General features: G+C 42.7%; 19 protein-coding genes. 11 read left to right on the forward strand and 8 right to left on the reverse strand.

Features of this window, described 5'->3' with window-relative positions; all coding sequences use genetic code 11:
• Positions 1-70 precede the first annotated feature (70 nt).
• From N480_RS06185 to N480_RS06195, 3 genes are all read left to right on the forward strand, one after another.
• The gene (locus N480_RS06185) at positions 71-1,006 is read left to right on the forward strand and encodes an NADP-dependent oxidoreductase (RefSeq protein WP_063371652.1); all 936 of its coding nucleotides are present in this window, start codon (positions 71-73) and stop codon (positions 1,004-1,006) included.
• Between the two features lie 67 nt (positions 1,007-1,073).
• Positions 1,074-2,651 (forward strand): glutamate--cysteine ligase, encoded by a 1,578-nt coding sequence (gene gshA / locus N480_RS06190; protein WP_063371653.1) that lies wholly within the window; start codon positions 1,074-1,076, stop codon positions 2,649-2,651.
• A gap of 116 nt (positions 2,652-2,767) precedes the next feature.
• A complete protein-coding gene (locus N480_RS06195; RefSeq protein WP_063371654.1) occupies positions 2,768-3,376 on the forward strand; it encodes a transglycosylase SLT domain-containing protein in 609 nt (202 codons plus the stop codon).
• Between the two features lie 113 nt (positions 3,377-3,489).
• Here the strand turns inward: N480_RS06195 and N480_RS06200 are convergent, their stop codons facing one another.
• Positions 3,490-4,767 carry an HlyC/CorC family transporter gene (locus N480_RS06200; RefSeq protein ID WP_081225477.1) on the reverse strand — a complete coding sequence of 426 codons (1,278 nt, stop codon included), beginning with the start codon at positions 4,765-4,767 and terminating at the stop codon, positions 3,490-3,492.
• An 83-nt stretch (positions 4,768-4,850) separates the two neighbouring features.
• Positions 4,851-5,654: a cytochrome C assembly family protein gene (locus N480_RS06205; RefSeq protein ID WP_063371656.1), complete on the reverse strand. Its 804-nt coding sequence runs from the start codon at positions 5,652-5,654 to the stop codon at positions 4,851-4,853.
• A gap of 164 nt (positions 5,655-5,818) precedes the next feature.
• Here N480_RS06205 and ffh point away from each other — a divergent pair, with 164 nt between their 5' ends.
• On the forward strand, positions 5,819-7,198 hold the full coding sequence (ffh, locus tag N480_RS06210) for a signal recognition particle protein (protein WP_063371657.1): 1,380 nt from the start codon (positions 5,819-5,821) through the stop codon (positions 7,196-7,198).
• A 79-nt stretch (positions 7,199-7,277) separates the two neighbouring features.
• Here the strand turns inward: ffh and N480_RS06215 are convergent, their stop codons facing one another.
• From N480_RS06215 to N480_RS06230, 4 genes are read right to left on the reverse strand one after another with little or no spacing between them, the layout of a single operon-like run.
• Positions 7,278-8,021, reverse strand: coding sequence for a HugZ family protein (locus N480_RS06215; RefSeq protein WP_063371658.1), 744 nt, complete (start codon positions 8,019-8,021; stop codon positions 7,278-7,280).
• Positions 8,014-8,811, reverse strand: a complete 798-nt coding sequence (locus tag N480_RS06220) for a heme ABC transporter ATP-binding protein (RefSeq protein ID WP_063371659.1) — start codon at positions 8,809-8,811, stop codon at positions 8,014-8,016. Before N480_RS06220 ends, N480_RS06215 begins: the two co-directional genes overlap by 8 nt.
• Entirely contained in the window at positions 8,804-9,853 is a 1,050-nt protein-coding gene (locus N480_RS06225) for a FecCD family ABC transporter permease (RefSeq protein WP_063371660.1), read from the reverse strand. Before N480_RS06225 ends, N480_RS06220 begins: the two co-directional genes overlap by 8 nt.
• Positions 9,850-10,668, reverse strand: a complete 819-nt coding sequence (locus N480_RS06230; protein ID WP_063371661.1) for a heme/hemin ABC transporter substrate-binding protein — start codon at positions 10,666-10,668, stop codon at positions 9,850-9,852. Before N480_RS06230 ends, N480_RS06225 begins: the two co-directional genes overlap by 4 nt.
• Positions 10,669-10,910: 242 nt before the next feature.
• Between N480_RS06230 and N480_RS06235 the strand changes: the two genes are divergently transcribed.
• The 6 genes from N480_RS06235 to tyrA all read left to right on the forward strand — a co-directional run bounded on the left by N480_RS06235 (position 10,911) and on the right by tyrA (position 16,668).
• Entirely contained in the window at positions 10,911-13,013 is a 2,103-nt protein-coding gene (locus N480_RS06235; protein WP_063371662.1) for a TonB-dependent hemoglobin/transferrin/lactoferrin family receptor, read from the forward strand.
• 294 nt (positions 13,014-13,307) lie between these two features.
• Positions 13,308-13,556, forward strand: a complete 249-nt coding sequence (gene rpsP, locus N480_RS06240; RefSeq protein WP_063355208.1) for a 30S ribosomal protein S16 — start codon at positions 13,308-13,310, stop codon at positions 13,554-13,556.
• Between the two features lie 17 nt (positions 13,557-13,573).
• Positions 13,574-14,107, forward strand: coding sequence for a ribosome maturation factor RimM (gene rimM / locus N480_RS06245; protein ID WP_063371663.1), 534 nt, complete (start codon positions 13,574-13,576; stop codon positions 14,105-14,107).
• Positions 14,107-14,871 (forward strand): tRNA (guanosine(37)-N1)-methyltransferase TrmD, encoded by a 765-nt coding sequence (gene trmD, locus N480_RS06250; RefSeq protein ID WP_063371664.1) that lies wholly within the window; start codon positions 14,107-14,109, stop codon positions 14,869-14,871. The genes rimM and trmD overlap by 1 nt, the downstream gene beginning before the upstream one ends.
• Before the next feature lie 33 nt (positions 14,872-14,904).
• Entirely contained in the window at positions 14,905-15,264 is a 360-nt protein-coding gene (rplS, locus tag N480_RS06255; protein ID WP_063355205.1) for a 50S ribosomal protein L19, read from the forward strand.
• A 270-nt stretch (positions 15,265-15,534) separates the two neighbouring features.
• Positions 15,535-16,668, forward strand: coding sequence for a bifunctional chorismate mutase/prephenate dehydrogenase (gene tyrA / locus N480_RS06260; RefSeq protein WP_063371789.1), 1,134 nt, complete (start codon positions 15,535-15,537; stop codon positions 16,666-16,668).
• 102 nt (positions 16,669-16,770) lie between these two features.
• Here the strand turns inward: tyrA and pheA are convergent, their stop codons facing one another.
• Positions 16,771-17,925, reverse strand: coding sequence for a prephenate dehydratase (pheA, locus tag N480_RS06265; RefSeq protein ID WP_063371665.1), 1,155 nt, complete (start codon positions 17,923-17,925; stop codon positions 16,771-16,773).
• Positions 17,926-18,235: 310 nt separating this feature from the next.
• Here pheA and N480_RS06270 point away from each other — a divergent pair, with 310 nt between their 5' ends.
• Positions 18,236-21,220, forward strand: a complete 2,985-nt coding sequence (locus tag N480_RS06270; protein ID WP_063371666.1) for an EAL domain-containing protein — start codon at positions 18,236-18,238, stop codon at positions 21,218-21,220.
• Here N480_RS06270 and N480_RS06275 read toward each other — a convergent pair.
• Positions 21,217-21,546: a translation initiation factor SUI1 gene (locus tag N480_RS06275; protein ID WP_063371667.1), complete on the reverse strand. Its 330-nt coding sequence runs from the start codon at positions 21,544-21,546 to the stop codon at positions 21,217-21,219. The two genes, N480_RS06270 and N480_RS06275, sit on opposite strands and share 4 nt — an antisense overlap.
• Between the last annotated feature and the right edge of the window lie 114 nt (positions 21,547-21,660).

Genomic DNA, 21,660 nt, shown 5'->3' on the forward strand with positions numbered 1-21,660 from the left:
GAAGTTATTGGGGAGATCTCATTTTATATGGTAGATTTGATAGCTATTTAGTCTATCGTGATGGCAATTCATGAATAATCAATATAAGCAACTGGGTGTAACTGAGTTTGGTACTGCTGAACGGTTAAGTGTCAGGATCTCGACTAAACCAAGCCTCACTATAGGGCAGGTTTGGGTTCGTGTATTGGCGTCATCAATTAATCCAATAGATATTAAAACGCGCAGTGGACTTGGTTATGTGGCACAAGCGAAACAACCGGGAACGTTTTTGCCACTTGGCTACGACCTACTAGGTGTAGTCGAGCAAGTAGGAGACGGTGTTTCGGGTATTCAGCTGGGAGATACTGTACTTGGCATGGTAGGTTTTCCATCAAGCCCTGGATGTTATGCGTCTCATGTGGTTGCTAGTAGCGAACAAATAATTTGTGTCGAAGAGAAAGTTTCTCTTGATATTGCTGGTCTAAGTTTAGCAGGACTCACAGCGGTACAAGCCTTGTCCAAGCTGTTGCCAAGTAATGGCACACTCTACATCAATGCGCCAACTGGTGGTGTTGGGCATCTGGCTGTGCAAATTGCAAAAAACTCAGGGTTCGATGTCGTTGCGGTAACGAAACGTGGCAATGTGATAGAGTCATTTGAATTTGAGCTCCCTTATATACATTACGATGATTTTTTTGCTCAAAGACAAGTAGGGCAGTTGCTGGATCTAGTTGGTGGTGAGACTGCGAAGAAGATGTTAAGCAATATGGAGCCCAGCTCGCATTTTGTTACGGTACCCACTGTAACCAAAGACGATGTAATAGCTCATGGTCAATCGTTGAAGATGCACGGTGAAAGTGTTTTGGTTACGCCAAATTGTCAGCAGTTAAACACGCTATATCAGGATGTAGTAAATAACCAGTTGAAAGTAGCTGTGAGTGAAAAATATAAATTAGATGATTTAAGTCAGGCACACACATTTGTTGAGCAAGGCCAACACTTTGGTAAAGTTATAATTGTGGCTTGAGTATTTGTAATTTGCCCCCATTGAGGATGGCATAACTTAAGCTTGATCCGAGCCTCGAGGTATTTTTTTGAAACAAACTAATTTTGCAAGCAAGCTTGAAAAGCTTGCCACATCCACGCTTGTATCCTCTTTAACAGGAATACAGCGAGGTATTGAACGAGAAGCACTGCGGATCCAGCCATCTGGTAAGATTGCCAAAACACCTCACCCTAAAGGTGTCGGTCACCCGTTAACACATAGCTCGATTACAACTGATTTTTCAGAGTCACTACTCGAGTTTATCACCCCTGTGAGTACTTCTGCGGAGCAGACATTAACACAGCTAAGAGATCTACAAAAATATACGTTGACCAGTATGGGCGACGAAATGCTGTGGCCAATGAGCATGCCTTGTTTTATTGAGGACCAGCAAGACATTGTATTGGCTCAATTTGGTGAGTCCAACATTGGTAAAATGAAAACGCTATATCGAGAAGGGTTAAAAAATCGATATGGAAGTATGATGCAGGCGATTGCTGGTGTGCATTTTAACATCTCATTTCCAGAATCTTTTTGGCTCGCGCTAAAGGAGAGCGAGCAAGATGACAGCCAGCTACAAGAGTATATTTCGAATAAGTATCTAGGGCTTATTCGCAATTTCAAGCGAGAGCTGTGGATGATTAGTTACTTGTTTGGTGCATCGCCAGCCTTATGCAGTTCGTTTTTGCAAGGCAAGCAGAGTAACTTACCATTTGAAAAGCAAGGTAAGGGCACTTTGTATCTGCCTCATGGCACGGCACTGCGCTTAGGTGACTTGGGATATACCAACAGTGAGCAATCTTCATTAAAAGTAATGTACAACAGCTTGACTGAGTATGTGGCAGGGTTGCAAAGAGCAATAAGATGTCGCTCGGACTTATACGAGGGCATTGATGACTTCCGTGCTCAAGCACCTAAGCAGCTAAATAAAAATATTCTCCAGATAGAAAATGAGTTTTATTCGCCTATCAGGCCAAAGCGTAATGCACATAAAAATGAGACTCCGACCCAAGCGCTGTCTCGTGGTGGGATCGAGTATATCGAAATCCGAGCATTAGATGTAAACCCATTCTCCGATACGGGTATTAGCATCGAGCAAATCAGGTTTTTGGATGTATTTTTGGCTTACTGCCTACTTAAAGATGCGCCAAAGATGAGCTGGGAAGAGCAGCAAGTATCGGATCAAAACCTCCAAGCTGTTATCAGCACTGGCCGTGACACCAACACCGAGTTACAGCGAGGCGAGGAGAAGATCACGATTGCTCAATGGGGTGAGGATATTTTTTCAGGACTTGCAGAAGTTGCTGAATTGTTCGACGCGGCGCATGACAATACGCTTTACTCTGACACTGTGCGTGATCTTGCTACTTGGGTGGCGAATCCAGAAAAGACCTTTTCTGGCAAGCTTGTATCTTCACTTCGTGAAACAGGTGGAGATTCTGCAGAGCAAGCGCTTGATATTGCCAAGCGATACAAAAATGAGCATCTCGGTGCTGAATATCAATACTACAGCAAGGCAGACTTAGATAAGCAGGCTGCTCAGTCTTTTGAAGACGAAAAAGCCGTGTTGGAAAACGACACCCTATCATTTAAAGCATTTTTGCAAGATTACTTCGAAAAGGCATAAAAAAACGCAGCCAAGTTGGCTGCGTAAAAAATATCAGGGATGAAACAATGCTAAACTGCTGCATTCAAGTACTATGACCTCAGCAAAATAGAAAAGTTCAGGTGAGTTCAAAAAAAATGCGAAAAAAAATAATATTTTTACCTCTACTTGTTGCACTGACCGGCTGCGCCACTGCACCACCGAAGCAACCTAATGATATTTGTAAGATTTTTGAAGAAAAAGAAGATTGGTATTATGATGCGCGTGATGCTCAGGAAAAGTGGGGATCGCCTAAACACGTATTAATGAGCATGATGTACCAAGAAAGTTCGTTTAGGCATGACGCCGCACCGCCAATGGAATACTTCTTAGGCTTTATTCCTGTGGGTCGAGCGAGCTCCGCTTATGGTTACTCTCAGGCTAAGACAATGACGTGGAGTGACTACATTCGTGAAACAGGCAACTCGGGTGCGGATAGAGATGACTTCGAAGATGCCATCGATTTTATGGGCTGGTTTGTTTATAAAACCCATAAGGTAAATGGCGTTTCTAAATGGGATGCGTATGCGCAGTATCTTAATTACCACGAAGGGTGGGGAGGATATCGACGCGGGACCTATAAGAAGAAAAAATGGTTAATGAAAGTAGCCAACAAAGTTAAGCACCGTGCTTCTCGTTATGGGGCACAACTTAAAAGGTGTGAAGATGATTTAGACAAGAATTGGTTTGAGCGTCTGTTTTCATAAAGCTTTACGCGAGTAGTCGGGTTATAAACTGTGATTTTAATTGCGACTATGTTGAGCTTATTCAAATCATAAAGGCCAGTGCATAGCACTGGCCTTTTTTAATTTAGGTAAGTTTAGGAAAGAGATTTAGTCGGTTGTAGTGGAAAGACTTTAACAACTTTAATCATATTCTCTTTTACTTCTAAAACTTCCATCGGGTAGTTAGCGATTTTTAAGCTGAGTTGTGATTCAGGAATGTCTTCAAGATACTCAACAATTAGCCCACTTAAGGTTTTTGGCCCCTCAGTAGGTAGTTCCCAGCCCATTTCTTTATTTAAATCGCGAATATTGGCGCCACCGTCAACGAGCACTGAGCCATCACTTTGGATAGTAACTTCATCACTGGGTGTAGGTGTTTGAGTTGTCGTAAAATCCCCGACAACTTCTTCCAAGATATCTTCAAGAGTTACCAAGCCTTGAATATCACCATATTCGTCAACAACTAAACCTATCCGCTCTTTATTCTGTTGGAACTTTAGTAGCTGGGTGTTTAGTGATGTACCTTCGGGAATGAAGTAAATCTCGCGTACTGCACGTAACAGAGAAGGTTTGTCGAATTGCTCTTTAGTAAGCAGACGCAGCGCGTCTCGAGAGTGAATAAAGCCTACTGCATCGTCAATTTGGTCTCGATATAAGAGCACGCGAGTATGCTGAGCGTTGGTTAATCTACGCGTAATATCTTTCCAGTCGTCATTTATATCAATGGCGTTTATTTCACTGCGTGGGATCATGATATCTTCAACGGTCACTTGCTCGAGGTCTAATATCGATGTCAGCATACTGCCGTGATTTGTAGGCAGCATCGCACTAGACTCGTTAACGACGGTTTTAAGTTCTTCTTTACTCAAACTATGTTCTTCGATTTGCTCTGGTGAGACACCAAATAATTTGAGCATGCCGTTGGTGATCCAATTGACTGTAACCACAACGGGAAAGAGCACTTTTAGTAAGACTTTTAAGATGACTGAGCTTGGAAAAGCGACCTTTTCAGGATACAAAGCTGCGAGTGTTTTGGGCGTCACTTCAGCAAAAATTAATATGACTAAAGTAAGGGCAAATGTTGCCACCACGATACCCGCGTCACCAAGTAAACGCATACCTATCACCGTTGCTACGGCGGATGCTGCAATATTGACGAGATTATTACCGATGAGGATAAGGCCGATCAAACGATCTGGTCTTTTTAGTAGCTTGTCTACACGCTTAGCGGATTTATTATTTTCTTTAACTAAGTGTCTAAGCCTGTACCGGTTAATTGACATTATGCCGGTTTCTGAACTAGAGAAATAACCGGAAATCAGTATCAGTACGCCCAGTATAATGAACAGGGCGCTAGTGGATATGTCGTCCAACAGAGGATCCTTTTTTTACTTTCGAAAGGTTATTAAGCGTCAGCATAGAATAAGAGTCAAGTTCCATGCTCACTTTTCTTATTCTAAAATCTATCCAAGATGACTTCTTGTATAAATCGGCTGCCAAAATAGGCCAATGTTACGATGCCTGAAGCACCTAGCACCGCAAAAACAACGGGTTTTCCTCGCCACCCAAATTGATGATGGCCAATAGTTACAGCACTAAAAATAACCCAAGCGATGAGTGACAATACCGTCTTATGAATAGATGCTTTATCAAACATACCATCTAAAAAAACAAAGCCTGCAAGTAGTGCTAGAGTAAGCAGCGCTGTGCCAACGGTGAGTAGTTGATAAAGTTGTGATTCCACTTGCATCAGCGGTGGTAAATGACTGTTCATAATCGCAAGATCTTTGCTTTTTAATCGCTTATCGATAAAAAAGAACTGCACGGCGTAGAGCGTGGCAATGATTAAAATGCAGTAGGCTAATAAAGACAGTGAGATATGTGTAACTAAACCTAAATCTACATTGATGTCATCCATAATGATGTGATGTGGAATAAATAGGCTTGCGACTAACAAAATGGCTGCAAAGCCATATACAACGGGTAATAGAAGCGTTGCTGGGAACTTAAGTGATACCGTTGTAACTGAGACCACAATGATCCAACAGGTAAGCAGTGCAATATTGATGGTGCTTAAATCCTGACCATGCTGTGTAAACACTGAGTTCACGAGCACAAGCATGTGGCTCAAAATAGCGACAGTACTTAATATGACTGTTAATTTTTGGCTTGGGCCTTCTTTATGAAACAAGCGTGAAAGCACGTGCCCAGTCGCCAGTGTGTAAAACAGGCTCGCCAACAATGACAAAATAATGATCATGAACTTTATGTCTACTTTACGTGGTCCTTTAATAGGCTATTGTATTTTAAGCCTCGTCGCTTGCAAAGACTTTGTAAAAAGAATCTTTGTATAACTTGAATACTGTATTACTTGCGCGCATATCAGTATAATGTTGCGTAATTACGAGATAGTGGAAGCGATACATGTTTGAGAACCTCCAAGAACGCTTAGGAAAAACGCTTAAAAATATCAGCGGCAGAGGCCGTTTGACTGAAGATAATATTAAAGAAACGCTGCGTGAAGTGCGCATGGCATTTCTTGAGGCTGACGTTGCGCTGCCTGTAGTACGTGAGTTTGTAAAACAAGTAAAAGAACGTGCTGTTGGTGTTGAAGTAACTAAAAGTCTAAGCCCTGGTCAGGTTTTCATAAAGATTGTTCGTGAAGAACTTGAAAAGGCCATGGGTGAAGCGAATGAAGAGCTTAACCTAAATGCACAGCCGCCAGCTGTTGTTATGATGGCAGGCTTGCAAGGTGCAGGTAAGACAACCAGCGTTGGTAAACTAGCCAAATTCTTAAAAGAGAAAAAGAAAAAGTCTGTGCTTGTGGTAAGTGCTGACGTTTACCGCCCCGCGGCTATCAAACAGCTTGAGACCTTGGCGTCTGAAGTTGATGTTGAGTTCTTTCCAAGTGATATTTCGCAAAAGCCAGTAGATATTGCTAACAATGCGGTAAGCCACGCAAAGAAAAAATTCATTGATGTTGTGCTGGTGGACACGGCAGGTCGTCTGCACGTCGACAGTGACATGATGGATGAGATCAAAGAACTGAACGCGGCAATTAACCCGATAGAAACGCTATTTGTGGTTGACTCAATGACTGGTCAAGATGCTGCTAATACAGCTAAAGCTTTTGATGAAGCGCTGCCGCTTACGGGTGTGATCCTGACTAAAACTGATGGTGATGCCCGTGGTGGTGCGGCGCTGTCGATTCGCCACATTACAGGTAAACCGATTAAATTTATTGGTGTAGGCGAACGTACCGACGCGTTAGAACCTTTCCATCCAGATCGTATTGCCTCACGTATTCTTGGAATGGGTGATGTTTTATCACTTATCGAAGAAGTGGAAGCCAAGGTTGATAAAGACAAAGCTGCTAAAGTTGCAGAAAAAGTTTTTAAAGGCGATGGTTTTACACTTGAAGATTTTGCTGAGCAACTTAAGCAGATGAAAAACATGGGCGGTATGATGTCGATGTTAGAAAAGTTGCCAGGTATGAACAATCTACCAGATGCAGTTAAGGGTCAAGTTAATGACAAAACCTTTAATCAGATGGAAGCCATCATTAGCTCTATGACACCAAAAGAGCGAGCGCGACCAGAAATTATAAAAGGGTCGCGTAAAAAGCGCATTGCAGCGGGTTCTGGTACTCAGGTACAAGACATCAACAAACTACTCAAGCAGTTTACGCAAATGCAAAAAATGATGAAAAAGATGAAAGGCAAAGGCGGCATGATGAAAATGATGCGCGGTATGAAAGGCATGATGCCACCGGGTATGTTTGGCGGCGGCGGTCCTAAATTTTAATCATTGTTCTAATGAGAAAAGGGAAGTGCTGACACTTCCCTTTTTTATTTTTAAACATGAGTTCAAATACTCACAGTGACTAACCCTGAGTGACTTCAGTATTGAGCGCTTTTCTCGCCAATTTAGTGAGCCTTACCAATTCCATGCGAACAGCTTTGCTGTCCATACATTTATTTTCGAATTGGATGTAGTAGTTTTTATCATGTGCTCTTAAGTAGCAGCCGTCGGGTACAATCGTGGTCATCACTACGTTGTCTGACTTTATTCCATGTGCCTTTTGAAGCATTAGTTGATTGGCATCAGCATGGTCGTCATTCATGTGCTCAACCATTCTCTTCTCATCTTCGAGTGTCCACTCAGGCTCCTGTTCATGCCATTCGTCTTTTTCTATCCAAAAAATATGACCAAAGCCACCAATGTAACGGACACGTTTCACTTCCATACGCCACAACTGAAAGTCGTGTGCTTGGCGATATGATATTGCTTCTGGGTATTGACGCTCATAGCGCTCAAGTAAGGCTTCAGCCTCTTCTGCTGGTACTGGGGCGGCATCTCCAACCACTGTAACACGTGCATGAGCGTTCTGATCACCTTCTTCGGCAGCATCAAATACCGTCGCACACATACGGCTGTCTTCGGTAAGGTTACGAGAATGCTGTGCAATACCAGCAATATAAAAAACAAGTCTACCTTGGTTGTCCGTCATAAAAGGAGACACAGATCCAAAAGGGTACCCATGAAGGTTCTTTGAAATAGTTGAAATCACGCAGACATTTGACTGTCTTACTAAAGTGCGTGCTTCAAAAGCGGCTTGTTCACGCATTAGAGGCTCCTGTTAGCGGTTCTGAAAAAATCATAGGGATTTGAAAGCTGGGGTGCAAGTTTATTTGCATGCCAGCACGATAGATAGGTTGAAGTACTTCGGGACGCAAAACATCTTGTGGATTGCCATCATGGTAAACATTGCCATGATGCAGAAGTAAAATTCGATCTGCATATAGTGACGCAAGATTCAAGTCATGGAGAACTGCAATAACAGTATTGCCTTGCTCGGCAAATGCTTTAGCTGTGCTCAAAGTGGTATGCTGATGATGTAAGTCGAGCGCTGATGTCGGCTCGTCTAATAGCATTAACTTACCTGTAGTGTGTTTTTTGTGAGCGTCTAGTTGGGCAATACATCTTGCAAATTGTACACGTTGAAATTCACCTCCGGATAGTACTGTAACATCTCTATCAGCCAGTGATTCTAGTGCCATTTGTACAATAATATCATTCACTTCGCTTGCTTGAGCATGTGCAGTTTCATGGTATGGGTAGCGGCCCATAGCAATTAGCTCGGCGGCGCTAAATGCAAAATTTACGCGGTTGTTTTGCAGCAACATAGCGCGTTGTGTTGCCAATTTTTGCGGAGCGTATTGCACCATAGATTTGTCATTAAATAAGACTTCGCCCGTGTAGTCCAAGTCGTCGCAAATTGCGCTGAGCAAAGTTGATTTACCCGCGCCATTCTCACCGAGTAAAACAATGAACTCACCAAGGTTAGCTTTAAATGAGAGGTCATGAATGATGCGTTTGCTACCGCGAGTAATACCTATATTTTTACATTCAAGCATGGCTACCTCGCTTTTGTTTTACTAACTGATAAATAAAGAAAGGGGCGCCAAATAGGGCTGTCACTATGCCAATAGGTAATTCAGATGGAGCAACAATTAAACGTGCGATCCAATCAGCCAATAACATAAGCAAGCAACCTAATAACATGCTCAGTGGCAACATTTTTCGTAAATCTGGACCAACTAATAGGCGTGCGATGTGTGGTACTACGAGTCCGACAAAGCCAATCATACCAGCCATAGCAACTGCACCACCGACACCCAAAGCAACTAAGAATACGACTTCAGTTTTGAGCCGTTTGACATTGACCCCTAAATGCCTAGCATCTCGCTCCCCTAGCATTAAGGCGTTGATTTGGCGTTTTTTAAACAGTAATAGAATAGTGCTGACAATAATAAGTGGGGCACCATAGATCATTGCAGACCAGCTTGCACCGCCAAGTGAACCCATTTGCCAGTATGTCATAAGTCTTAAAGAGCTATCATCTGAAAAAAAGCTAAAAAGACCAATTATTGCCATCGCGATAGCGTTAATTGCGACACCGGCGAGGAGTAATGTTGTAATTTGCACTTGGCCTTGGTGGTTAGCCAAATGATAAATAACACTGGTTATCGTTAAAGCACCGATGAATGCGGCTGGGGCAACCATCGCTTCATTAACAAAACTCACTTTAGGCGCGAGTGCGATAACGGCGATCGCAGCGACTGCCGCGCCACCGGTTACACCCATCAAGCTTGGATCTGCAAGTGGGTTGCGGCAAAGTGCTTGAGTGGCTGCACCACTGCAAGCGAGGACTGAGCCAATTAGTATTGCTAACAATAACCTTGGCAGCCTTATCTGTGACACAACACTCATCTGCAATTGATTAATATCTGCGGTCATAGAATCTGGTAGGAGCCATGCAATTGGCATTTTCCAGTCCCAACCGACAGGGCCACTGCTAAGGGATAGCCAAGCCAAGCTGAGCAGAAATATCACACTCAGCCAATACCATTTCAAATGACGCTTGGAATTTAGAATAGGAAGGGCAATGTTGCTCATAGCGCCTGCTTACGATGAAATGAATCGAGTTTGGCAATGGCTTCGGGTAGACGTGTAGTCATACCGAGCGACATTAATGAGTCCATTACCAACAAACGACACTCCTTCGCAGCGGGGATCAGTGCAAGCGCGGCTTGCTGACAAAACTTTTCTGGGCCGCCTGCACCATAGACTACATGGCTCGGGGCAACTAAAAAATCAGGGTCACTTACCAACAAGGCTTCACGGTTAAAGGGCTTAAAGCCATTGTGAGTTGCAAGGTTTTTAATTCCTGTATAGCCAAATAAAATATCGGGTACAGTTTCTTTACCTGCGACCATGACACCACGTTCCCCTGCCGAAAGAATAAACAACGCTTTTGTAGCGGATGGTTGAGGCTTATTCGGAAGCTGCTTTTTAAGTGCTTGAATTAATTTCTCAGCTTGTGGTTGCTTATTGAGATCGGCGGCAATTTGATTTATGAGTGTAAATAAGCCCTTTACCTGTTTCGGTTTGTCATATTGTTTGACAGGGACGCCAGTGCTTTTAATCTGTGTGAGTACTTGCGGGCGGCCAGCCCCCTCGAGTGTTAAAATCAGCGTCGGTTTTTGAGATAAAATCCCCTCTGCTGCTAAATCTCGGTAATACCCTACCTTAGGCAACGACACAGCCTTCGGTGGCCAAGTACTTGAAGTATCAACTGCGACGACATCCTCCCCTGCTTCTAATGCATAGACGATATCAGTGATGGTGCCACCTGCGACAACAATTCGCTCGGCAGCAGCATTGAAGCTCAATGCTGCCAAAAAGAGACCTATAAATATTGCGTGTTTCATTGCTTTTCTCACGTTTAATTACTTGGGTATGTTGACCAATAAGCACGTTATACGACGTACTGATGGGCCACTAATAAATCCTTTATGAGTACATTTATCCGATGAGGCAATAATACATTTGATAGTAAATAAAATCTATATGATTATAGTAATACAAACAATTATCATTTGAGTTATTTAGAAAATACCTTTATAGTGCACAGCGAAATTTATTCGTTCTTCCTGTTTGAGGTTAAAAGATAATGTTTAAACAAACTACTATTTCGCTAAGTATTGCAGCAGCAATATTTGCTGCGCCAAGTTCAGTTGCTGAGCAATTTGAAAAAGACAGCGAGGTTATCGTAGTGTCGGGGTCTCGCATCGAGCAAAAGCTCAATGATGTGGCTGGCTCGGTAAATGTTGTCACCGAACAAGAAATTGAACGTGAGTTGGCAGTGGACTTGAATAGTGCATTTAAGTATCAAACAGGGATAACAACAACGGGCTCAACTGGAGAAGCCCAAGCGCTCAATATTCGTGGTATCGGTGGAAACCGAGTAGTGTATATAAAGGATGGTCGTCGACTAAATGATGCCTATTCAGGTGGCGGTGGTCTTATTATTGGACGCGGTTACTTTGATGTTGACAATGTAAAGCAGATTGAAGTCGCGAAAGGTGCTGCTTCATCTTTATATGGCTCTGATGCACTGGGTGGAATCGTCGTTATATCGACCAAAAACCCGTCAGATTATTTATCTGAAAAAGACACTTATGCCCAAGTTGGCCTTGGCTACTATGAAGTTAATGCTGAGAAGAGTGCGACAGCAACATTTGCTAAAAAGCTGAGTGACTTTAATGCCACCTCTATCCAGATAACACGTCGTGACGGTGAAGGCGCTCAAAACTACCAAGAAGACTTACCAGGCTTTGATTACACGTCAAATGCGCTACTGTTAAAGTCTGAGTTTAACCTGACTGACACAGAAAGCTTATTAGCGACGATTGACTACTTTGATCAAGACAGTGAACAAATCATTACGCCAGCTCAGATAGAAACAAGAGATGACAATGAAAGCATTTCTTTTTCATTGGATTTTGATACAAATGCCGCAACCGCTGCTTATGACAACTTAAGCGCACAAATTTACTATACAGATTTTGAGCAAGCCAGTGATCAAGTGAGATTCAATAATGGTAGCCGCAGCCGCACAGGCCCTTACACTGATTACAATGATTATCGATTTGAGCAGTCAATCTTTGGCACTCGTTTGGTATTAGATAAGCAGCTGGAGTTAGGTGCTACTTCACATCAGCTTGTATACGGTTTCGACTTTGATAGCTATGAAACTGCAAGGCCACGTTTCAAAACGCGTATAGATGCACAAGGTAACAAGCTTTTAGATAAAGAAGGTCAAAAGACATTCCCTGGTGCAGACACAACTATGCTAGGTGCCTTTATTCAAGATAACATTACCTTGATACCGGATACATTAACTCTAAATGCCGGACTGCGCTTAGATCGTTATGAGATGGATGCAAAAGACAGCGAACTCTATACTGGCACTGACTTTGGCGATATCAGCGAGACAGCACTATCACCTAAACTAGGTGTTGTATTTTCAGTGAGTGATAACTTAAACTTTGTTGCGCAGTACGCAAGGGGCTTTAAGATCCCACCACATGACTTAGCTTACCAAAGCCACGGGGTTGAGCCTTTTTACCAAATCTTACCAAACCCAGATCTAGATCCTGAAACCAGCGACAGCATTGAATTTGGTGTAAAAGGTGATTTCGACTCGAAACAGTTTGCAGTGACGGTATTCCATTCAAAATTTGATGATTTTATTGACAACAAAGTTGTTAGAATGGAACCGAGTCAGATCCCAGGTATGCCACCAAAAACTTATTATCAGTATCACAACCTTGGCAAGGTAGAGATTGAAGGCCTTGAAGCGGAATTTACCGTGTGGCTAAACGATAATGTGGCTTTTGACACGGGACTTACCTACACCAAAGGTAAAGACAAAGAAACTAATCAATATATAAACTCTATCAGCCCATTAAATGGCTTTGTAAAAGCACGATACGAGGCTGATAATTGGTCAGTGACAGCTGCTTTCAAAGGTGCAAAGAGAATGACCAAAGTGTCAGCAGAGGATAAAGTCAAAACGAGCGGCTGGGGTACAATTGATTTATATGCCGAATATGATTTCGGTGGCTTAAGACTGAATGCAGGCGTATTCAACTTATTGGATAAAGAGTACATTCCTTATGAAAGTGTGGCAGGGTTAGATGCGGGCACAAATCTAAATCAATATACCCAGCCTGGACGAAGTTTTGCGATTAATGCTAAGTACACCTTCTAATCAGAACTAATATCCCTGATTAAACCCCTAGGCACTAGATTAATATGTGGCGTCTAGGTCTTCGTAGTAAAGTCAGAAGCGGATGGTTACAATAGACATCCGTTTCTTTTTTTGGTCCGTATGAGGCCTTTTTATAACGTGCAATTGGCTTATATTGGGCCTAGGGTGTCAAGATTGAGAATTAAATCTAAAACATACTTGCATTGTTGAGAAAAACTCGTACAATTCCCCAGCTTCCCGTAGTGGGAAGTTATATCTTATTAATGAAAACAGTCAATCTATGTAGAGGACGGTATGGTAACTATTCGTTTGCAACGTGGCGGCGCTAAAAAGCGTCCATTCTATCAAATCGTGGTTGCGGATAGCCGTTTCTCGCGTGACGGTCGTTTCATCGAGAAAGTAGGTTTCTTTAACCCACTTGCTGCTGGTCAGGAAGAAAAACTACGTCTAGATCTTGCTCGTGTTGAACACTGGGTAGGTCAAGGCGCATCTCTTTCAGATCGCGTAGCTAAGCTAGTTAAAGACGCTCGTAAAGCGGCTTAATAGGCGTAAGTGTAACCATGAGTCAAGATAACACCTCGACACTCGTTGTCGGCAAATTAGGTGCCCCTTATGGCATTAAGGGTTGGCTTAAGGTGCATTCATTTACTGATGATCCCCAAGGGATCTTCGATTTCAGCCCGTGGTTGATAGGGCAACAAGGTAAATGGCAAGCACTTGAAGTGAGCGACTGGCGTCGTCACAACAAGGGCTTCATCGCTAAATTTGCGAACATTAATGACAGAGATCAAGCAATGGCTTATACCAATGCGGAAATCGCTGTTAATAGTGAGCAGCTCCCTGAATTACCTGAAGGGGAGTTTTATTGGCGAGACTTAATTGGTATGACAGTTGTAACCAATAAAGGTTATAACTTAGGTCATGTTGATGACCTTATGGAGACTGGCTCAAATGACGTTTTGGTTGTGAAAGCAAACAAAAAAGATGCATTTGGTCAGACTGAGCGCTTAATCCCATTTTTGACAGATTCTGTCATTGTTGAGGTTAAGCATGATGAACGTGAAATTACGGTTGATTGGGATCCAGCATTTTAATGAGTGATCAGCAAAAACTTTGGGTTGGCGTTGTTTCGTTATTCCCTGAAATGTTTGATGCAGTTACTCAGCAAGGTGTAACTGGTCGAGCTGTGAAAAACGGTTTGATTGAGTTCAATTGTTGGAACCCTAGAGAGTACGCTACTGACAAACATCGTACTGTGGATGACAGACCATATGGTGGTGGTCCTGGTATGTTGATGATGGTGGAGCCTCTTGAAAAAGCCATCCTAGATGCAAAAGCTGCAGCTGGTGAAGGCGCAAAAGTAATTTACATGTCTCCGCAAGGGCGCAAACTAGATCAGCAAGGCGCTGCCGAATTGGCAAAGTCTGAAAAATTGATTTTAGTTGCGGGTCGATATGAAGGTATAGATGAACGGATCATCGAGTCTCATGTAGACGAAGAGTGGTCCATTGGTGATTTTATTCTCAGTGGTGGCGAATTGCCTGCCATGACACTTATCGATGCAGTTGCACGATTGGTGCCTGGTGTGCTCGGTCACAATCAGTCTGCTGAGCAGGACTCATTTTCGGATGGCCTGTTAGATTGCCCTCACTATACTCGGCCTGAAATATTGGATGGAAAGCAGGTCCCTGCTGTATTACTCAGTGGGAACCACAAAGAAATTGCAAAATGGCGCTTAAAGCAGTCGTTGGGCAGGACTTGGCTACGCCGTCCGGACTTGTTGCGTAACCTAGCTCTGACTGAGGAGCAAGCAAAGCTTCTCGCTGAATTTCAGCAAGAACATGAAGCTTGTGGCTAGAAGACAGTTACTCCTAGGAATGTGAGAAATAAAATGGCAAAAGTAAACCAAAATATTATTAAAGCGCTTGAAGAAGAGCAGCTTAAAAAAGACGTACCTGCGTTCGGCGCTGGTGACACAGTTGTTGTTCAGGTACGCGTTAAAGAAGGTAACAAAGAGCGTCTACAGGCCTTTGAAGGTGTTGTAATCGCGAAGCGTAACCGTGGCCTTCATTCATCTTTCACTGTTCGTAAGATCTCGAGTGGCGAAGGTGTTGAGCGTGTTTTCCAAACACACAGCCCATTGGTTGATAGCGTTACAGTTAAGCGTCGTGGTGCGGTTCGTCGCGCTAAGCTTTACTACTTGCGTGAGCGTTCTGGTAAATCTGCACGTATTAAAGAAAAACTTAACTAATACGCGCATAATACCTATGCTTAACAAACAGGCCGCTTCTAGCGGCCTGTTTGGTTTCAAACTCAGTGTCTACATACTCCTCTCGACATTGCCACGCTTCTCTATCGCTTTACAATGCGTCACTTTTCTTCGACTATTATTCCTCACGGTGGGGATCATTACCTACAATTGTCATACAATGAAAAAAGGTACTTTCTTAATATTAAACGTCCTGTTAGACTGAGTGTAATTATATATTTACCGGTGTAAATTAGGGTTTACGGTATGGAGATGAGAGAAGACTTGAGCTTAGACGAGCTGCGTGAGCATATTGATACGTGCGATAGTGAGCTTGTGAGCTTGCTAGCGAAAAGGCGTTTACTCACAGAGCAAGTTGGTAAGATCAAGCAACGAAATGGCGCGCCATTACATGCGCCAGAGCGTGAGGCCGCTTTAATTGCAGCAAGACGAGCTCAAGCAGAAGAGAAAGGAGTTAATCCCGAACTTGTAGAAGATATCCTACGCCGAATGATGCGTGAAGCATATGAAAATCAGCAGAGTGAACTGGCGTGCGCTGCACCTGAATTATCTCCAATAGTGATAGTGGGTGGGGAAGGGGCAATGGGCCAGCTATTTGCCAAACAGTTTAAGCGTTCGGGTTATGACGTTAAAGTCTTAGATAAAGCGCAGCAAAGCAATGCAGCAGAAATACTTCAAGATGCAAAACTAGTTTTAATCAGTGTGCCTATCAATACGATTGAAGAGGTCGTTGCAAGCTTACCAGAACTAAACCCAGAGTGTATTTTGGCAGATATAACCTCGGTTAAGCAAAAACCATTGCATTGTTTACTTGAAAAGCACGCAGGCCCCGTTGTTGGCTTACATCCAATGTTCGGTCCCGATATATCTCACTGGGTTAAACAAACCGTTGTTGCTTGTGAAGGGCGGTATCCAGAAAAGTATCAAGGGTTACTGGAGCAGCTAAAAATATGGGGCTGCTATATTGCGCCAATGGCAGCAAAGAAGCATGACCAAGCAATGCAAATTATTCAGGTAATGAGGCATTTAACGACATTTGTGTACGGGCAATTCTTAGCGCGCCAATGTCATACATTAGAAGAGTTAAGAGCGTGCTCTTCTCCAATTTATCAGTTAGAACTAATGATGGTCGGAAGGCTGTTTGCACAGTCTCCAGATCTTTATGCCGATATTATGTTGGCACAATTTGAAGATGTGGAAGGATTATTGGCAAGTTATCAAGACACCTTTGCACAGACTTTAAAGAATCTCAAAAACCAAGATAAAGCAGAGCTTATTAAAGGCTTTGATGTGGCCAAAACCTACTTTTCAGACAATGCGCACTCATTTTTAGCGCAAAGTAGAGGCCTTTTAAATAAAGCCAATGATGCTAAGGTACTCGGATAACAGAGTACCTTTTTAGTTACGGCTTTAACGCAATGCTCCGCTTGGCGGAGCATTTTTTATGGGATTGGCAGAGCTGCCAATCGCTTTCATACATGAGTGCGCTTAAATTGGGTCTACGGCTTTAAGGGACTCACTTTGGTAGCAGCCTAAGATCCTTACTGTTTGCGTATGCTCTTTCAGAGACTCTAGTGCTTTTTGTACATGCTCTTCGGCAATATTCGCTTGCAAATCGACATAGAAAACCTCTTCCCAAGGGTTGCCCGGCACAGGGCGAGATTCTAATTTAGTCATGTTTATGCTGTGTTGCTTAAATACCATTAAAGCATCTGCTAATGAACCCACTTGCTGCTTAGTCGCCATGATTAAGCTAGTTTTTGTTGGGATTTGTGTTGAGACTTGCAGTGGTTTGCGTGCAACGACAATAAAGCGACTGTGGTTTTCTGCTTGGTTTGCTAATTCATCTTTTATAACTTCAAGCCCTTGGCTTTTCCCCGCTTGTGCAGAGCCAATCGCTGCACTTTGCTGTGTCTCAGCTGCCATTTTAATGGCACTAGAGGTGGAATCACATGTTTCTTGAATAATATCAGCAAGGCTTTGAATGAAGCGGCTGCACTGGGCGAATGGCTGAGGGTGAGCAAATATTTTTTTGACATCTTTTAGTTCAACGCCAGGTTGGGCGAGTAGACAGTGTTCTACACTGTGAGTCACTTCTCCAACAATCGAAACTTGTGCATGCTGCATCAGGTCGAACACTTCATTGATACTGCCTGAGCTGGTATTTTCGATGGGCAATATGCCAAAGTCAGCTTTACCTTGCTCTACACTGGTCGTGATTTCATCGAATGATTGACAACCTAGTTCGACAAGTTTGCCTGGACGGCGGCTGAAGTACTTGTGGCAAGCTAGCTGACTGTATGAACCTTGACCCCCTAAATATGCAACACGGTGGGTATCATTGACGGTGTCAGGGTTTAAACTCTTTTGTAGCATGGCTTGTTGATTTAGAACTGAGTCTTCCAAAATGACTTGAAAAACATTGTTGATATAAAAAGGGTCCAAGCCCAGTGACTTGCCATAATTTATGAGTTTTTCCAGCAGCGCCAACTCTCGTTCTTCATCTCTGATGGGCTTGTTGTTATTTATTTTATATTCCAGTACGCCATGGCTAATGCGCCTGCGTTTTGCCAGAAGTACTAGTAGCTCAGAATCAATTTCATTGATCTCTGTTCTCAATGCATTCAATGTATCTTGCGTCATGGTCCTCACTCCCATTTTGCCAAAAAAAAAGCCTCCCGGGTTTGGGAGGCTTAGCTATTCGTTTTTACGCGCAAACAGATAAGCCTCTTCATCTAAAGAAGCTAAAAAAGAAAAAATAAGGGCGCGTAATGATATTCATATTTTATTTAAGTTTAAATTCGTAACATTGGGGTTATTATTAACACATAACATTGTAGGAATACAATAAGGTATTTTAATTTATGCTTGAAATGGATTGGCTACGAATTACGTGATCTGATATATTCAAAGCACTTTATTAAAAAAAACATAACTAGGTTAAGGTTTTATCGTGGGCAATCGCCGTCCTCCTTCACGTTTCGGTGCCAATTCACTGAGCGTGAAATTATCAATTTTGATTTCAGCTGTCTGTGTTATTGCGGGGGTTTTTGCTGCTGCATTAATGCTTAAGTCGGAAGAAAAACACCTAGTAGAGGCGGAGTTTAAGCAGTTACACAGTATCAGCGAACAAGCCATTCAACAGTTTTCTCAATATCTCGAGCTGAAAAGAAACTTAGCCCAACAAACTAATGTGGTGGTATCAAAGCGGTTACTGCCCATTGTTGATGACAGCGCCATTGGTGCAAGCGAATTGTCATTAACACCGGCCTCAGGTCGAACTCACAGCGTGGCACTTAATGGAATGTCGGCAGCTTATATGCTGAAAGAGGAGCTGTCCGAGACAGATAAAATATTGTTTAAGAGCTCTGAAGCTCTATGGAATATTCTGTCTCCCATATTGTTGCAAGACTTTTTTAACTTTTATTTATATACCACAGAAGATTTCGTGCGTATTGCGCCTCCTAATTCAGTGCTGTTAGACGACGAACAGAGCCGCCATGCCAACATGCATGCCCAGCCGCTATTGCGTGAAGAGTTAAACCCAACCAGAGAAGCAATTTGGTCAGATGTTCACCATGACCCAGTTTGGAATAAATGGGTGGTGAGTATCTTAGTGCCTCTTTACGAAGGAGATATATATCGAGGGTTTACTGGCAGTGATATTGAGTTGGAAACTTTACTCGCAAGGTTGCCTAAACCCAGTGCTGAACAAAGCTACATCATTTTTGACAAGCAAGGGCGAGTTTTGTCTGCACCTAGCTTGCTAAAGGCAACGTCAAGTTCAGAACTCTTGAGTAAAGATGCGCTGCCTAAATCAATTCAACAGGTAATTGATACGGCAATTAAAGTGAATTTACCCAGCTTTCAAGATGAATTTGTCTATGCTGAAACAAGCCACATTGCAAACGTAATGCATTTGGGGGCGCTGGATTGGTACGTTGGGATCTATAAGCGCAGAGACACGGCGTTGCATGCCTTAGAAGAGCTCAAGGTTAAGTTTTTTGGCCTCTTTATATTGTACGCTGCGTTTGTCGCGATGTTACTTCACCAAGTGCTTTATCATTTAATACTGAAGCGCATTAACCAACTTGTAAAAGTGCTGATTAGTTTTGGCCGAGGCCAGTGGGACCACCCAAAATTGTCAGACAGTGATGATGAAATCGGGCTATTGAATGCGTCATTCAATGACATGAGTGATGATATTAAAAAATTAGTAAATGGCCTCAACCAACGTATCAATGAAAAAGAAATTGCTGAAAAAGCAGCTAATCGCTTGTCTAAAGCTGTGGCCTTTTCTGGCACAGGTGTGGTCATTACTAATGAAAGGTTCAAGATTGAATACGTCAACCCCAAGATGGTAGAAATGACAGGGTTCTCAGAGTCTCATTTTTTAGATTCGCCGCTGCTCAGTATTATTTCTAACGAAATGGCAATCTTAATCGATGATATCGATTTTGACCTCAGAAGCCGTAACTATTGGCGTGGTGACACCTTGCTTCAAAGTAGGAGCAACGAGCAAATTTGGGTTAGCTTGAGTATTTCTCCGATAAGAGAAAACGGCGGGCGTATTTCAAGTTACGTTGCCTCGGCACAAGATATTTCATTTGTAAAAGAAAGCCAAAGAAAAATGGAAGAGTTGGCTTATTTCGATACGTTAACTGGTTTAGCGAATCGAACCTTTTTCCGCATGCAGTTGCGTAAGTCGATGGCGTTGGCATCTCGCGGTCATTATGCATTTGCCTTGTTTTATTTCGACCTCGATGAGTTTAAACGTATTAATGATACGCTAGGCCACGATGCTGGTGACCGATTACTTGTTGAAGTTGCAGATAGGTTGAAACAAAGGTTAAGAGCCGAAGATACAATCGCGCGATTGGGTGGGGATGAATTTGCCGTACTTTTGAGTGGTATTAGTAAGCGAGATAATGCAATGGATGTCGCGCACACTATTCAAAAAACGCTCAGCGAGCCCATCTCGTTAGGAAACAATGAGGTGATTGTTAGTGCCAGTATTGGTATTACGCTTGCGCCATTTGATAGCCAAGAAGAAGAACAGCTGTTAAAGCATGCTGACTTGGCGATGTATGAAGCGAAAGCTAAAGGTCGTAATACGTTCCATTTTTATTCTCAAGAGCTAAATGCAGCAGCAAATGAGCGACTTCATATAGAAAATGAACTGCGACAAGCAATAAAAAGTCAGCAATTCTCACTGCAATATCAACCTCAGATTGATAGTAAAACAAACAAAATCGTCGGCTATGAGGCTTTGATTAGATGGTTTCATCCGACAGAAGGGCCTATACCGCCCACCAAGTTTATTCCTATTGCTGAAGCAACCGGGCTCATTGTGGAAATTGGTACTTGGGTTTTACAAGAAGCGTGTCGTTTCTCTGCATTACTGAGGTCGAAAGGCTATACGGCGGACATTTCAATTAACTTATCGGCGCGACAGTTTAAGGATACTCACCTCATCGAGACTATCTCAGAAACGTTGAGTGAAGTTGGACTGCCACCTGCTTTCTTACACTTAGAGTTAACAGAGAGTATGCTTATGGGCGATGTAGAGGCGGCTATTGAACAACTAAAAGAAATGAAAAAGCTGGGCGTTTCATTGTCAATAGATGACTTTGGCACAGGCTATTCATCACTTAGCTATCTTAAGCGTTTCCCTGTTGATGTGCTTAAAGTAGATCGCTCATTTGTTAAAGATATACCTGAAGATACAAATGATATGGAAATTACGGCAGCGATTATAGCAATGGCGCAAAAGCTTAGTATGAAAGTGATTGCAGAGGGTGTAGAAACTGCGGAGCAAGTGGCATTTTTACAGAGAAATAATTGCCATATCGTACAAGGCTATTACTACAGTGCGCCATTGACAGAGCAAGACGTATTTGGTCAATCACAAGATATCATGAAAGCAGCAGGGAACTAGCCCCCTGCAATTTTTACTTTGAATCCTTGAGCGACCAGCAAACCTTTTAATTTTTCGCGATCATCACCTTGAATCTCAATCACGCCTTCTTTAACAGCGCCACCTTGCCCCATTTTACTTTTAAGTAATTTAGCAAGCTTTTTTAAATCGTGCTCTTCAGGGTTTATTCCGACGACAAGCATGACCCCTTTTCCTTTTCTGCCTTTTGTTTGACGTTCGATGCGAATATGCCCATCTTTGAAAAGTTTTACTTCGGGTTGTTGCGGCTCATCATCCGCTTTGATCCTGCCAAACTCGGTAGAAAACACCAAACGAGAATCTGACATTGTTTACTCCAAACTTATTTTATTAGCTCGATAGTAGCAAAAAGTGATTTACCAAGTTATATTTTTTTGGCGAATTTGCTTAATACGATTATATTTAAAACAGAAAGATGGATA

Source organism: Pseudoalteromonas luteoviolacea S2607, assembly GCF_001625575.1.
Lineage (GTDB): Bacteria > Pseudomonadota > Gammaproteobacteria > Enterobacterales > Alteromonadaceae > Pseudoalteromonas > Pseudoalteromonas luteoviolacea_E.